The sequence below is a fragment of the Heliobacterium mobile genome (assembly GCF_009720735.1).
Lineage (GTDB): Bacteria > Bacillota > Desulfitobacteriia > Heliobacteriales > Heliobacteriaceae > Heliobacterium > Heliobacterium mobile.
Map to the genome: position 1 here is coordinate 81,658 of NZ_WNKU01000004.1, position 13,517 is coordinate 95,174.

Consider the following 13,517-nt stretch of genomic DNA (forward strand, 5'->3'; position numbering starts at 1 on the left):
AAAACGAAATTCACAACCAGAAAAGCCCGCTGCACTTAGTCAGCGGGCCGATTTAATTTGTAAAGCAATGGTCCCAAGGCTTCCGGTGATTCTTCTTTCCATAAACTCCGTTCAAGCCACGATCGCAAACGCTCACCCGGTGCCGCTTCTTGCAGATACCGTTCCAGAATCGTTGCGATTTCCCAGGTCACCTCATCGTCGCTAAGCCAGTGACCTATTGGAACAGCGAGTTTGGGAGTGCGCCCCAGTTTACCGCCGGCGAGCAAAGTCCAGCCTTTTTTCCCAGGCCGGAGAGTACCGCTTGGACAAGCGCGAACACAACGTCCGCAAGCGAGACACTCATCGGAGATCACAGGGCCTTCGTCATTCAACTGGATGAAACCCTCCGGGCAGGATTGGACGCAAGCATGGCAGAATAGGCATGGTTCAGCGGTGATCGAGGGCTCCATGCGGCCCTGCAGCCCAAAGTCACGAATTTGCGGTTGGGAGCAACTATTGGGGCAGCCGGACAGGGCTAATCGCAGAACCGAGTGGGCTGAGCTGGCCTGACGGTTCAGGCATTGGCTTTGCAATCGGTCCTGCAACGGCGTTGCCAAGGGATCTGTATCTAAAACTTTATAGCGGCATCCGCTATCGCCACGACAGACAGTGATCGTAAACGGAGGTAAATGGGTCATGTCCACCATCCTTATGCCGAGTATACTGGTTACAGTATACGCTTGCCGGCGCTGGGAGAACGTGATGCACATCATACTTCCTATGTATACTTCATGAGGTGGAGAATATATTAGAAAAGCGGGGCGGCCCTTGCCCGTTCGCGAAGGCCAAGCGAAAGTACCGGTAGGTCAGCTGCCTTGCGGAAATTTGTGAAAAAAGGCTCCATCTTTTCTGAGCTCTTTTCTGGAGTGAACGGAAGGATGGAGTTTTTGTCAAATAAAAAGGAAATTAGAGGCTATTTGCGGAATATACAAGCAAAGATTGCTTGGAAAGGAGTTGGTCCCCATTCTGCGTATGCAGGCGCCAGCCAAGATCAATCTTACCCTCGATGTCCTGGGACGCCGGGCCGATGGGTATCATCAAGTCGTTATGGTTATGCAGACGGTGGACTTGGTTGATGTGGTGACGGTGAGTGTCAATCGGAACCATCAAACCATACTTCTCCAGGGCGGATCGGAAGAAGCTCCGCCAGACCAAACCAATCTCGTCTACCGAACGGCAGCGCTCGTCCAAGAACAGGCTCAACTTCCCTACGGAGTCGAGATCGAATTGGACAAACAGATTCCCGTGGCTGCGGGACTCGCCGGTGGCAGTTCTGACGCAGCGGCGACGATGAAAGCGCTGAACCATCTGTTCTCGTTGGGCTGGGACGATAAAAAGATGGAATCCCTGCTGGCCCGGCTGGGGTCTGATATCCCCTTTTTAGTTCGCGGCGGCACAGCCCTGGCGACGGGAAGGGGAGAAGCCCTACATAGTCTTCCGGCTGCGCCCGCCTTTTGGGTGATCCTGGTTAAACCACCCTTTGGTGCCTCTACCCCACAGGTGTACAAGGCCTTAAAGGCGAAGTCTCTTCCAGAACCATTGCCTTGGCCCGAAGAGATGACCCCGGAAAATATCCCTGAAGAGGGCTATTCAGCGAATATGCTGAAGGCTCTTCGTACCGGTTCCTATCAAGCCGTTCTGGATGCGATGGGGAATGACTTAGAAAAAGTGACCCTTGAATGGTTCCCTGAGTTGAAGGTTCTCAAAGAGAAGCTGGTTTGCCTCGGTTGTGACCGGGCGATGATGTCGGGCAGCGGTCCTACCATCTTGGGCTTTACCGATGAGGAAGCTAAAGCGAGATCGATCGCTGAAAAAATAGCCAAAGAGACAGAAACGCTGAATTACCGGGTGATGGTAGCCCGGACGTTGGGACGAGAGGAGGCCGACGAATGGATCGTCGATTGCTGCCGATAAAACTGGATAACTATCGGCCATTACGGGACATTGTTTTCGAAAACCTGAGGGAGGCGATTATTTCAGGCATATTAAAGCCTGGTGAGCGTCTCATGGAGATCCAATTGGCTGAGGAGATGGGGGTTAGCCGAACTCCTGTGCGAGAAGCCATCCGTAAGCTAGAACTGGAAGGTTTTGTCGTCATGGTTCCCCGGAAGGGTGCTTATGTGGCGGGCATTTCGGTTAAAGATATTACTGATGTCTTCGAGCTCCGGGCCAGCCTGGAAGCGTTGGCCGCTGGACTGGCGGCGCAGCGCATCACTGAAGAAGAGACCGAACAGATGGAACGTCTGCTGGTGAAGACCGCCTCCTATTTTGACGAAGAAAAGATCGATGAGTTAGTGGAAGTGGATATCGATTTTCACGATATGGTCTACCGGGCGAGCCGCAACCAGCGGCTGGTTCAGATCATCGGAAACTTGCGGGAGCAGCTCCGCCGATTCCGCACCACCTCGCTCAGCCATCCTGGGCGTATCAAGGAGGCTTGGGAAGAACACAGTAAGATGGTCGAAGCGATTGCCGACCGAAATGTGTCCCTGGCACAGACCTTGGCTTGGGAGCATATCGAGAACGCTGAAAACAGCATGCTCGAAGCGATGGGAATTGTCAAAGAGAAGTTACAGTCATAAAAGGCTAGAAGGGGAGGGAGCTTTCGATGGACGCCCTGATTCTGGCGGCAGGCAGGAACGACGGCCCACTTAAAGCCTGTCATGGCCCATCGATGGAAGCCTTGATCCCCCTTTGTGGCCGGCCGATGACAGATTATGTGGTACAAGCTTTAGTAGACAGCCAGGAAATCGAGCAGGTAGTTGTGGTGGGACCGACAGAGTTGGCTGCACGCTATGCCGGTGATCAGCGTATCACCGTCGTCTCTGGCGGCGACGATCATCTAGACAGCTTATGGCGAGGGCTAAGGGCCTTGCCTTCTACCGATGGGTATCTCTTAATCGCCACTGGCGATCTGCCTCTGCTGAACCGGCAAGTGGTCGCTGATTTTCTCGGCCGTTGCCGGGAGAACGAGGGGGATGTATACTACCCCGTGGTCCGGCGGGAGATATGCGAAGAGCGCTTTCCCGGTGTTCGCCGCACTTTCGTCCGGCTGCAGGAGGGGGAGTTTACCGGCGGCAACTTGTTTCTCGTCCATCGTCGAGTCATCGCCGGCGCCATGGAGAGAGCCCGTCAGTTCATCCGTCTGCGCAAGCGGCCCCTTGCGCTCAGCCGCTTGCTGGGATGGCCCTTTGTCATTCGCTTTCTCCTACGACGGCTCAGTATTGAACAGGCTCAACAGCGCATGTCGGCGATGTTCGGATTCCGCGCGGTCTGCATCGTTTCTCCCTGTCCCGAGCTGGCCATCGACGTTGATAAGCCTGTCGATCTGGAAATGATCGGTCGATGGTTATCAAAAACATAATTGCACCTTCCTGTCCATAGGTATGGGATAAGGGACCGGAGGTGAAATTGGCTGATGAACGATTTCCCCACAACAGGCTCTGTAAAGACCAGGGTGGTTCCAGTACGCATTCAAGTCCTGATGGGACAATATGCAACGCTGGAAGAACCGCTGGTTTTTTCTTTTTCTGAGGACAAACCGCCGTTGCCGGCACGGTTTCAGCTTGAACTCGATAAAATAGGCGGTGAAGCCGTCCATCTCAATTCAGTCATAGCCGAATACCGTGGTGCTCATTGTTCCTTTCGGAATGAAGAAGTTCGGATCAACATGGAGATCGCCCTGTCCATCGTCCTCAAGTCCCCGAGGGGGACATTTACCCTGGTGCAGAGAAACTACCGAGCCAATTGGCACCGAACCTGGGGTGAAATGTTGCCAGAGCGAAGGGAAATCACCGATCCAGGGCGCTGGACGGCCCAACTGGAAGTCGGCCCTATTCATTGTGAGATCGTCCATTGGCATAGGCAAGGGAGCCAACTGCTCCTAGAGGTGCTGGGGCGAGGACCGATGAAAATCAGTCTCTATGAATGGTGCGATGTAGATGTAAACGTTTCGGCAAAATCATCAGCAGAGGGCTATGGAGAAGGGGACCGACCACAGCCGGAAACGCCAAGGGTGAAGGCCAATCCTAAAGTGCAAGCATTGCCAGGAACAAAGGTAGCGAAGAGGCTGTTGAAAGGGAAAAGGGAACAGAGCGAACAAAGGGCAAATGAAGCAACGGCATCTTCAACGACCGCTTTGCCGACAGATGTCATGAAGGTAGCCCAGCGACCCTTCGAGGAAGCCGAACGGAGAGCGATTCCGGTGCCGTCAATTTCACTAGCCGATGGAAGCCTTCGACGACCGGCCGATTCTCCCGGCAGAACGATGGGCAAAAGCCTCTGGGGTATGACTGGGCCAGCTACCGCCGAAAGGCAGTGGGAGCATCGCCTGATCCAACTACAGCGACAGATGGCGGAAAAAGAGCGGAAAGTGGCCGAACTGATGACAGAACTGCAACAAACGCGAGCCGAACAAGAGCGGCTTAAACAGGAGAACCAGAATATTATACGCCGGATGGAAGAGCAACAGATGAGAGGGCAGAGGTTCTTTTCCCGCGTATTTGGCCGTACCGGTGCTTGATGAGTTAACCATCCTCACCAAATAGACCCATGTTTCATACAATGGGGTAGGCAACACACCATAACCGGCGGAGAGATAGAGAAGCCACAGTTCACCGATTCATAGGCCCGATCATAATATGTGGCGAGCCAGTATGGTCTGAAAGCTTCGAAATTTGGAGGTCTATCGTAAAAGGAGGATGTGCATGGATACCAAAAACGGCACCATCGAGTTGTTCGCTCAAGTCGTGGTGGCGAAAAACGTTCAACGGGACGAACCGATTTTCTTTTGTACCGATCCCGTCAATCCGAATCGGGTCATCCCCTTTCGGATCTGCCTGGAGAACGTCGACAGTGACCCCATCGTCGCCATCGAAAATATCATCTTCGACTTTAACCGTAAGGAAGATGTCACCGTCAACCTAACGGGCAATGTGACCATTACCTTGAAATTTGACCTGGTCTTCCTCGTGAAAGACGCATCGGGCAATCGCGCCGTCCGAGTCATCCCCGGGACCTTCACCAAGATCATCCAGCTGCATGAATTCTCGCCGTCCCTTACTCCGGCAGAACTGGCCGAAGAAGTGGAAGACGCCGAAGTCCTGGTCCGCAATGTACGCTTTGATGTCATCCTGCACAGAAACGACGAATGCACCAGTCAGCAAGGAAATCGCGGGACCCCAGCCGATGTTCTCGTCTTTGCCGATTTGATCGTCAAACTGACACGCTTTACCGATGTGGTCGTCGTCGGCGAACTGGATATGCTCGAAAAGATTTAACCCATCTTTTCATAACTGTACATCTGCAAGGCAGGGAGTTTCCCTGCTTTTTGTTTTGTCAGGAACCGGAGGTAGAGAGGTCGAATAGGATATGTTGATCAGGCAGGACGCAATTCCATGAAAGGGGGCAGGAAAGGTTCATGGGAAGAACGAAGGAAAACATACTTAAAGCGCTTGTCTACGAACAAGCAGCCTATTATAATTACCGCAAGTTTGCCGAAGAAGCCAAAAAAGACGGCTTGAGCGAAGCGGAAGCCTTGTTTTTAGAGCTGGCCGCACAGGAGATGGAACACAAAAACCGCTTGTTGGGGCAATTAAAAAACCTGGTTCCCCCCGACTTAACGCGCGGTAAGCGACGATTATCCTTAGTCACCAATCACACCCTAGGAAGTTCACAAGAGTAGGCTAGACCTCTGCCGCTGAGTCGGACTTGCGGCAGAGGTCTTTTTTAACGGAGCGATGCATAAGCCAATGGTGGAACTTGGAAGGATAATATGCGTAGAAACTATCAAGGGGGCAAGGTCGTGACGGATTTTAAGGAGATTTCTTCTGAAGATATTCAAAAGGCTGCTCAGCGGTTAGCGGGAAAGCTGCACCTGACGCCCCTAGAGCACTCACAAACCTTTTCCCGGCTAAGCGGCTGTGAAATTTGGCTGAAGTGTGAGAACCTTCAGCGCACAGGCTCCTTTAAAATCCGAGGTGCATTAAACAGGATGTTTCATCTGACCGAGGAAGAAAAAAGGCGAGGAGTCATCGCCGCCTCAGCAGGCAACCACGCTCAGGGTGTCGCCTTGGGCGCATCCTTGATCGGCGTTGCATCGACTGTGGTCATGCCGACAGGCGCGCCGATGGCGAAAGTAGAAGCCACGCGGGACTACGGTGCGTATGTGGTTCTGAGTGGTAACAACTACGACGAAGCTTATCAAAAAGCCCAATCGCTGCGAGAACAAAGCGGAGCTGCCTTTATCCATGCCTTCGATGATCCGAAAGTGATCGCCGGACAGGGAACCATAGGGATTGAGATTATCCGGCAATTTCCCGAAATGGACAAGTTGGCGGGTATCGTCGTACCTGTTGGCGGCGGGGGACTGATCGGCGGGTTGGCCATGGCCGTAAAAAGCCTCTATCCCAAGGTGCGCATTGTCGGTGTACAGGCCGAATCGGCGCCGGCTATGGCTCAATCGCTGGAACATCACAGCCACAGGATAGTCGCCTGCCGGTCAACGATCGCCGACGGCATTGCCGTGGCTTGTCCAGGCGACCTCACTTTTCGCTTAGTCAATGATTTTGTGGACCAGATCGTCACCATCGATGATGAAACGATCGCCAAGACCATGGTGATGCTATTGGAGCGCTCGAAACTGGTCGTCGAAGGATCCGGTGCCATTGGCCTATCCGCTTTAATAGAAGGAAAAGTGGGTCAACGGGGAGAACGGTGGGTCGCACTGCTGTCGGGAGGAAACATCGATGTGTCTGCTATCGCCCAGATCATCGAACATGGACTCGTCGAAAGCGGACGCCGTTGGGAATTCCGCACGATCTTGCCGGACAAGCCAGGGTCACTTCAGAACTTGCTCTCCGAAGTGGCATTAGGGGGGGCCAACATTATCTCCGTCATCCATGACCGGCTTCGTCCCGGCTTGTCCCTGAGCCAGGCAGAAGTAAGCGTAGCCCTGGAGACGAGGGACGCTGAACATATTCAGACGATACGCCGTCAGCTCGAAGCAAAAGGCTTCCGAATTATCGATGTATAAGCATAAAATGCCTCTGTCCATACTATGAAGATAAATGTTAAACAAAATAGTCACAAAAATTTCAAAAAAGTTATTATAGTTAGAAGGTATTGACTGCCATTGGTCGAATAACAAAAAGGACTAGCAGGATAAGCATTGGGAAGGTGGTGAGAGCGTGAATATCACCGATGTCCGCGTAAGGAAGGTTAACATGGAAGGAAAAATGAAAGCGATTGTTTCGGTCACCATCGACAATGCTTTTGTCATCCATGACGTGAAAGTTGTTGAAGGGCAAAAAGGACTGTTTGTAGCCATGCCCAGCCGACGGACTCCGGAGGGAGAGTACCGCGATATCGCGCATCCGATTTCGGCTACGGCTCGTGAGCTCATCTCCGAGGCCGTATTAGATGCTTACCAAAGTGCTGTTGCCAATGCGATCGCTTAATGATTGTTTGACTGATATATTACGCATGGCTCCATAAGCAAAAGAGATGCCAAGTGCATCTCTTTTTTCATTGCCCTAGTTCCCAAGTGCTACATAAATCGGCCTCTTCATCCCATTCCTGTTCCTCATCGATCATCTGCCAAAGGGGCTCTAGGTCAGCAGCATAATCGGAGTAACCGGGTAGAGAGGTCAAATCCTGACGAAGCTCCTTTACGGGGAGGCGGAAGTACTCCTTATCGCCTTGATAGAATGCTCTAACGGCGTTCAAATCAGCAAAATAGTTGCGCTGGAGACGATGGGCCTGTTCGGCGACCAGCTTTGCCAGGCTTAAAGCGGCCAAGGTGATGGTCGGAGAGACGAGCCAACTCGATGGAGCACGGTACTCAAAACGACCGGGACCTTTGGGGCGTATATCTCCAATACAACCGTAATACTTCCGGCGCCGGATCGCTGTCCGTTTCCGTTCGATACAGAACAGAGGGACGAGCAGATAATTGTCTAATGCCTGCAGTAGCCGAAAATTAAGAGAGAGCCTGCCAAAATGGATGTGCCCGCCGATGGGAAACTGTGCAAAAGGCATGGAACCGGCCATCAAGGCGACCCGTTTTTTCTGAATCTTCTCGGAGGCTTTCGTTAAAAGGGAGCCGATGGCTTCCGTCAACTCTCGGGGAGTTGATTTGGGGCGAGGTCGCAATTCGCCGATCGCCTTGCGTTGATCACAACCGATGGTGCCTTTCGGGGCGAAAAACCGATTGGCCGGGATCATCTTGCCTGTGCGGATGCTTTTCAGCATGAATTCGGGGTCGGCTCCAAGTTGGATCGGGTTAGAGTTCGTTGGAACAGAATCCCCCTTTCTTAGAGCGATCGTTTTACCGAGGGCCGAAGCATAAGCTGCCGCCAATTCTTTGGTGAGGATCGGGGCGGCGGTGACTTTGTTGACCCAAGGAATACCTCGGGAATGAATGGACAACTGGACAGAACCGAAATCGATACCGGCCAGATAGAGGGCTCGGATGGCCGTACCAAAACATTTCTGCCGTTCCGTAGAGGTGAGGCGTTCCCGAGTTTCCATGGCAACGACATTACCGTCAACGACGTGAATCGTCAGCGAACGGCCGCTTTTTTTCGTCAGGCTATAGGGGAGTCGATGGAGTTTATAGAAGGCAGACAAAGAGGCTTCTTTGAGACGGAGCTGGGCTTGCCGTCGGTTGAGCGTGAACAAGCTGCCTTCTTCACCCCCGGCGGCTCCGAATCGGATGAGCACTTCAGGAGGTTGGTCTGGACTGGTGACAGCATGAGGACATTCCAGAGCGGCGGCTAAGCGACGGGCAGACAGGCGGTTGGGGTGAAGGACCAGCAACTCCACTGCGTTCACCTCGTCGACAAAATTTTCTCGGAAAAAAGGAAACCACACAGTTATGTGGAATAGTAGACGAGGACTTTGGCTCTTGCATAAAGTACGCAATTTTGCGAGACTATGGAAAGAGTATAAAAGCAACGGCATTACAGGAGGCGCAATCTATGCATATGCGGACGGCTGTCGTCCTGGCCGCGGGAAAAGGGACCCGGATGAAGTCTCGGCGGCCTAAGGTGCTTCATGAAGTGGCCGGCCGACCGATGGTTCATCATGTTCTGGAGGCCTTGGCCGCTTGCGACGTAACACAGCCGGTATTGGTCATCGGCCATGGCGGAGACCAGGTGCAGGCCTGCCTGGGAAATCGAGCGGTTTATGCATGGCAGCAGGAACAATTGGGTACCGGCCATGCGGTCATGATGGCCCGGCCTTTGATTTCGGAACAAGTGCAAACGGTCATGGTGGTCTGTGGGGATACGCCCCTGTTGACCGGTTCGACCCTTGCTGCCCTTTGGCAGACCCATGAAGAAAAAGGTGCGATGGCTACGGTGCTGACGGCTCTCTTGGATGAGCCGACCGGCTACGGCCGGATCATCCGGGATGAGAACGGAAATGTGGCAGCGATCGTCGAGGAAAAAGACGCTTCCGAGCCCCAAAAGGCGATTCGGGAGATCAACTCAGGAACCTACTGTTTTGATCGTGCGGCTTTGTTTTCCGCGTTGGATGAAATTACTCCAGCCAACGCCCAAGGGGAGTACTATCTGACGGACGTGCTGGCTATCTTTCGTCAACGAGGCGGCTTCGTCTCCGCATACAGAATTGACGACAATCAGGAAATCGTCGGTATCAACTCCCGTCAACAGCTCGCTGAGGCCGAGGCGGTTCTGCAAAATCGTTTGCGGCGGAAGTGGATGGAGGCTGGCGTCACGATGATCGACCCGGCGAGTGTCTGGCTGAACGCAGAGGTGAAGATTGGCTCCGATACCATCATCTATCCGAATACGATCGTAGAAGGGGATACCGTCATCGGAGAGGGATGCATCATTGGGCCGGATACACGGGTGCGAGACAGCCGCATCGGCAATAACGGCGTCGTTCAGAACTCGATTGTCTTGGAGAGTGAACTGGGGAACGACTGCAGCGTGGGTCCTTTCGCTTACCTGCGTCCGGGAACCGTCCTGTCCGATGAGGTCAAAGTGGGCGATTTCGTAGAAATTAAAAAGTCTGTGATTGGTCAAGGATCTAAGGTGCCTCACCTCAGTTATGTCGGTGATGCTACCGTCGGTACCGGTGTAAATATCGGTGCAGGAACGATCACCTGCAACTACGACGGTGAGAAAAAGCATTCCACCACGATTCAGGATGGCGCCTTTATCGGCTCAAACACCAATTTGGTAGCTCCTGTCGTGGTTGGTGCCGGTGCACTCGTCGGGGCTGGCTCGACGATCAGCAAGGATGTTCCGGCTGGTGCGCTGGCCGTAGAACGGGCCCACCTAAAGGTGAAGGAAGGTTACCGCAGCGGGCATAAGCAGAAAAAATCATCGGACTAACATTGGAACAACCGATACCGTTTAGGAGGTGCCCTATGTCATTCTTTAATAAAAAGTTGAAAATTTTTTCCGGTAACGCTAACCCAGCCCTGGCGGAGGAGATCGCCGAATACCTGGGCGTTTCGGTGGGAGCCGCCAAAGTAAAGCGGTTTAGCGACGGCGAAATCCATGTGGATATCGACGAAAGCGTGCGCGGTGCCGACGTATTTGTCGTCCAGCCCACGAGCCAACCGGTGAATGAACACATCATGGAACTGCTCATCATGGTCGACGCACTTCGTCGCGCCTCAGCTCGCCGCATCACTGCCGTTCTTCCTTATTATGGATACGCGCGGCAAGACCGGAAGGTGCGTGCCCGCGCACCCATTTCGGCAAAACTGATGGCGAACATCCTGACGGCTGCCGGTGCTCGCCGTGTCGTTACGATGGATCTCCATGCCGGTCAGATTCAAGGCTTCTTTGATATCCCTGTCGATCATCTCCCCGGGGTGCCCATCTTGGCCGAGTATTTCTTGAACAAAGGGCTGCAGGACATCGCCGTCGTTTCTCCCGATCTGGGCGGGGTCACCCGGGCTCGCGATCTGGCGGAACGCATCGGTGCTTCCTTGGCCATCATCGATAAACGCCGGCCTGAGCCGAACGTATCAGAAGTCATGAATGTGATCGGCAATATCGAGGGGAAGACTGTAGTGATCACCGACGATATTATCGATACGGCCGGCACGATAGTGAACGCTGTGAAAGCGCTGCTGGAACGGGGCGCCAAAGAAGTGTATGCTTGTGCCACCCATGCCGTCCTCTCCGGACCGGCCATTGAGCGCATCGCCAATTCGCAACTCAAAGAAATGATCGTCACCAACACCATCCCGCTGGCACCGGAAAAGCAGATCGAAAAAATCCGCAGCCTTTCGGTAGCGCCGCTGCTCGGTGAGGCGATCATCCGAATCCATGAAGATTTATCGGTCAGCAAACTTTTCGATTAAGGATCATTCAACCGCTTCCTGTTAATATATTGCGGAAATCAAAAAAGCGCCCCCGAGGTCGAGAACACCTTGGAGGCGTTTTTTGGTGCAGGATGATATATTTTTTGCTCGTCACGGCGGTGTGCTTTGTCATAAGGTGATTCGTTTCAACTATCCTTTGTCGGTGATGCTGCGGAGCCGCAGGCGGGTTCATCTGACCGGATTCACTGATTCGGCGGCGGTATCCGGTTTATTTTCTGCAACCAGATCGGGTTGCTCTGTTGAACCACCGGGTGACGAAAGGGCAGAAGCATGGGTTGCTGCGTTTCCTTCGGGAACGGAAAGACCCGATGATGAAGCATCAGGCGAGTAGAGGGTGGCAGCGGGAGTAGATACAGTCGTTTCAGACGAAAGGAGGGTAGAGTTCGTATCGACGTCGTCGGCAATGGAAGCGGATAGAGGTTGCGGCTTCCCTCCATCCGCTTCGTCAGCGGCCGTAGCCGGAGAAGGAGCCTTTAGGGTATCTCCTGGACTGGCTATCGCTGAGGGTGAAGATGGGACGTTGGCGTTACTGACTTTATCTGACGCCGAGGGAATAGGGGGCTCTGTGTCGATAGCTGCCTTATTGGGACGTGGAAATAAGTCATCGTCCTGTTGGAAGGGATCGGAAGAATCGGGCGCCTTCCAAGGGCGAACATCATCATCTTCCTTATCGGAAAAGAGGTCATTCTTACCGAGGTTGATTTTTTCGAAGGAACGGCTGAGCGTCTCCCCGACTTGTTTGCTGGTGCTGATGGTAGAGTCCCAGAATTTCATCGTCGTTTCGGTCAAACGCTTCAAGGAGTCTTCCACCGGGTGGGGCATGGGGGTCAAGCGTTCGATAGCGTCTTCATAGACCAACACCATCTCCGGGCTGATAGTGCGAACAGCAGCGGCCGGTAAGGCGGCTTTGCCGTTGAACCAGCCTTCACCGAAATGACCCCGTATTTCCAAGGTGAGCAGCTTTCCCGTCTTCTCATCGAAATAGTACTCTTCGACGATACCGACTTTTTGCCCAACCGTGGTGAGCACCTTGGAACCGATGATCGCGATTTTATCTTTCATCAATTGAAACAGATGAGGAAGGTTGGTGACTCGCTGAACCTGACTCGCCCGGTCAATGACGATCGCTGCTTCACCGATGGAGTGCACTTTCGAATAGGGGATGATCTTCTGTTCACGGAAGAGGCCCTTCTGGTCCACCTGCAATGCGACCACTTCCAAGGCCTCAGGATCAACGATCAACCCGCGAACGGCACCGAGCTTTTTCCCTTCGTCCAGGCTGACGATGGGTCGGGTAAGCAAACTTTTACTGCCGAGCATGCGGTGGGAGCCCCCTTTTTTAAAGATTTCTTTAGAAAAGATATGCTCGTCAGAGCGAGGACATGACCGGATCTACGGTTTAGCCTGACCATTCCTGGTCATACTAGGGATGGAAGCAATAGGAATCGAACCGGAGGTTCTCAACATGGAAGCGAATCAGTTACGGGTTTCAAAACGGGAAAAGGGGACGCAAGCCTATGTAAAGGAACTGCGCCGCCGCGGTCTGCTGCCGGCCGTCATCTACGGGAAGGATACGCCTGATCTGCTCGTATCGGTCAACGCCAAAGAATTGCAAAAGCTGCTCAACGCCAAGGGGAGCGCGACGGCTATCCTGGATGTAGCCGTTGAGGGCGGCGAAGAGCCGAAAAAAGTGATGGTCCGAGAGATGCAGCGGGATCCGGTGGCCCGGACGCTCAACCACGTCGATTTTCAACTGGTCAACATGAACGAAGTCATTTCGGCGGAAGTGACGATCCATCTCGTCGGTACACCGGTCGGTGTCAAAGCGGGCGGTGTAATTCAACACGGGCTGCGCACGTTGGAAGTGGAAGGACTCCCGGCCGGCCTCCCGCCGCGTATCGATCTCGATGTGAGCCACTTGGACCTGCACGATAAGCTGACCGTGGCCGATGTGACGCCTCCGAAGGGGATCGATATCGTCTCTGACCCCGATCAAGTCATCGCTTCCATCGTGGTACCGCGGGCCGTGGTGGAAACGACAGAGGAGCCGGCGACAGCGGAAGATCCCAAAGAAGCGGAAAAGGCTAACGGCGCCAAAGCCGAAGAAGCGTAA

At 53.5% G+C, this 13,517-nt stretch carries 14 protein-coding genes; 11 read left to right on the forward strand and 3 right to left on the reverse strand.

Annotated features, from left to right (window positions below; all coding sequences use genetic code 11):
- Positions 1–35: 35 nt before the first annotated feature.
- Complete coding sequence (locus GJ688_RS05535) at positions 36–677, reverse strand: 4Fe-4S binding protein (protein WP_170291699.1); 642 nt, start codon at positions 675–677, stop codon at positions 36–38.
- Between the two features lie 301 nt (positions 678–978).
- Between GJ688_RS05535 and ispE the strand changes: the two genes are divergently transcribed.
- From ispE to spoVG, 8 genes are all read left to right on the forward strand, one after another.
- A complete protein-coding gene (gene ispE, locus GJ688_RS05540) occupies positions 979–1,953 on the forward strand; it encodes a 4-(cytidine 5'-diphospho)-2-C-methyl-D-erythritol kinase (protein ID WP_170291700.1) in 975 nt (324 codons plus the stop codon).
- Entirely contained in the window at positions 1,929–2,621 is a 693-nt protein-coding gene (locus GJ688_RS05545; RefSeq protein ID WP_155475554.1) for a GntR family transcriptional regulator, read from the forward strand. The genes ispE and GJ688_RS05545 overlap by 25 nt, the downstream gene beginning before the upstream one ends.
- A gap of 26 nt (positions 2,622–2,647) precedes the next feature.
- The gene (locus tag GJ688_RS05550; protein WP_155475555.1) at positions 2,648–3,403 is read left to right on the forward strand and encodes a nucleotidyltransferase family protein; all 756 of its coding nucleotides are present in this window, start codon (positions 2,648–2,650) and stop codon (positions 3,401–3,403) included.
- 54 nt (positions 3,404–3,457) lie between these two features.
- Positions 3,458–4,561, forward strand: coding sequence for a hypothetical protein (locus tag GJ688_RS05555; RefSeq protein WP_170291701.1), 1,104 nt, complete (start codon positions 3,458–3,460; stop codon positions 4,559–4,561).
- A gap of 184 nt (positions 4,562–4,745) precedes the next feature.
- Entirely contained in the window at positions 4,746–5,318 is a 573-nt protein-coding gene (locus tag GJ688_RS05560; RefSeq protein ID WP_155475557.1) for a hypothetical protein, read from the forward strand.
- A 140-nt stretch (positions 5,319–5,458) separates the two neighbouring features.
- Positions 5,459–5,722 carry a ferritin family protein gene (locus GJ688_RS05565; protein ID WP_155475558.1) on the forward strand — a complete coding sequence of 88 codons (264 nt, stop codon included), beginning with the start codon at positions 5,459–5,461 and terminating at the stop codon, positions 5,720–5,722.
- Between the two features lie 120 nt (positions 5,723–5,842).
- On the forward strand, positions 5,843–7,072 hold the full coding sequence (ilvA, locus tag GJ688_RS05570; protein WP_328597321.1) for a threonine ammonia-lyase: 1,230 nt from the start codon (positions 5,843–5,845) through the stop codon (positions 7,070–7,072).
- 154 nt (positions 7,073–7,226) lie between these two features.
- Positions 7,227–7,496 carry a septation regulator SpoVG gene (gene spoVG / locus GJ688_RS05575; RefSeq protein ID WP_170291702.1) on the forward strand — a complete coding sequence of 90 codons (270 nt, stop codon included), beginning with the start codon at positions 7,227–7,229 and terminating at the stop codon, positions 7,494–7,496.
- 67 nt (positions 7,497–7,563) lie between these two features.
- Here the strand turns inward: spoVG and GJ688_RS05580 are convergent, their stop codons facing one another.
- The gene (locus GJ688_RS05580) at positions 7,564–8,862 is read right to left on the reverse strand and encodes a putative amidoligase domain-containing protein (protein ID WP_170291703.1); all 1,299 of its coding nucleotides are present in this window, start codon (positions 8,860–8,862) and stop codon (positions 7,564–7,566) included.
- A 155-nt stretch (positions 8,863–9,017) separates the two neighbouring features.
- On the opposite strand from GJ688_RS05580, the gene glmU reads away from it, so the two are divergent.
- Together glmU and GJ688_RS05590 are read left to right on the forward strand one after the other, a co-directional pair.
- Positions 9,018–10,400: a bifunctional UDP-N-acetylglucosamine diphosphorylase/glucosamine-1-phosphate N-acetyltransferase GlmU gene (gene glmU, locus GJ688_RS05585; protein ID WP_155475561.1), complete on the forward strand. Its 1,383-nt coding sequence runs from the start codon at positions 9,018–9,020 to the stop codon at positions 10,398–10,400.
- A gap of 35 nt (positions 10,401–10,435) precedes the next feature.
- The gene (locus GJ688_RS05590; RefSeq protein WP_155475562.1) at positions 10,436–11,383 is read left to right on the forward strand and encodes a ribose-phosphate diphosphokinase; all 948 of its coding nucleotides are present in this window, start codon (positions 10,436–10,438) and stop codon (positions 11,381–11,383) included.
- Positions 11,384–11,572: 189 nt separating this feature from the next.
- Here GJ688_RS05590 and GJ688_RS05595 read toward each other — a convergent pair whose 3' ends face one another.
- On the reverse strand, positions 11,573–12,724 hold the full coding sequence (locus tag GJ688_RS05595) for a PRC-barrel domain-containing protein (RefSeq protein WP_155475563.1): 1,152 nt from the start codon (positions 12,722–12,724) through the stop codon (positions 11,573–11,575).
- 145 nt (positions 12,725–12,869) lie between these two features.
- Here GJ688_RS05595 and GJ688_RS05600 point away from each other — a divergent pair, with 145 nt between their 5' ends.
- Complete coding sequence (locus tag GJ688_RS05600) at positions 12,870–13,517, forward strand: 50S ribosomal protein L25/general stress protein Ctc (protein ID WP_170291704.1); 648 nt, start codon at positions 12,870–12,872, stop codon at positions 13,515–13,517.

What these genes read in the sequence shown, in the direction of transcription:
- GJ688_RS05535 (WP_170291699.1), bottom strand. Translation starts at nt 677, where the DNA reads ATGACCCATTTACCTCCGTTTACGATCACTGTCTGTCGTGGCGATAGC.
- GJ688_RS05545 (WP_155475554.1), top strand. Translation starts at nt 1,929, where the DNA reads ATGGATCGTCGATTGCTGCCGATAAAACTGGATAACTATCGGCCATTA.
- GJ688_RS05550 (WP_155475555.1), top strand. Translation starts at nt 2,648, where the DNA reads ATGGACGCCCTGATTCTGGCGGCAGGCAGGAACGACGGCCCACTTAAA.
- GJ688_RS05555 (WP_170291701.1), top strand. Translation starts at nt 3,458, where the DNA reads ATGAACGATTTCCCCACAACAGGCTCTGTAAAGACCAGGGTGGTTCCA.
- GJ688_RS05560 (WP_155475557.1), top strand. Translation starts at nt 4,746, where the DNA reads ATGGATACCAAAAACGGCACCATCGAGTTGTTCGCTCAAGTCGTGGTG.
- GJ688_RS05565 (WP_155475558.1), top strand. Translation starts at nt 5,459, where the DNA reads ATGGGAAGAACGAAGGAAAACATACTTAAAGCGCTTGTCTACGAACAA.
- glmU (WP_155475561.1), top strand. Translation starts at nt 9,018, where the DNA reads ATGCATATGCGGACGGCTGTCGTCCTGGCCGCGGGAAAAGGGACCCGG.
- GJ688_RS05590 (WP_155475562.1), top strand. Translation starts at nt 10,436, where the DNA reads ATGTCATTCTTTAATAAAAAGTTGAAAATTTTTTCCGGTAACGCTAAC.
- GJ688_RS05595 (WP_155475563.1), bottom strand. Translation starts at nt 12,724, where the DNA reads ATGCTCGGCAGTAAAAGTTTGCTTACCCGACCCATCGTCAGCCTGGAC.
- GJ688_RS05600 (WP_170291704.1), top strand. Translation starts at nt 12,870, where the DNA reads ATGGAAGCGAATCAGTTACGGGTTTCAAAACGGGAAAAGGGGACGCAA.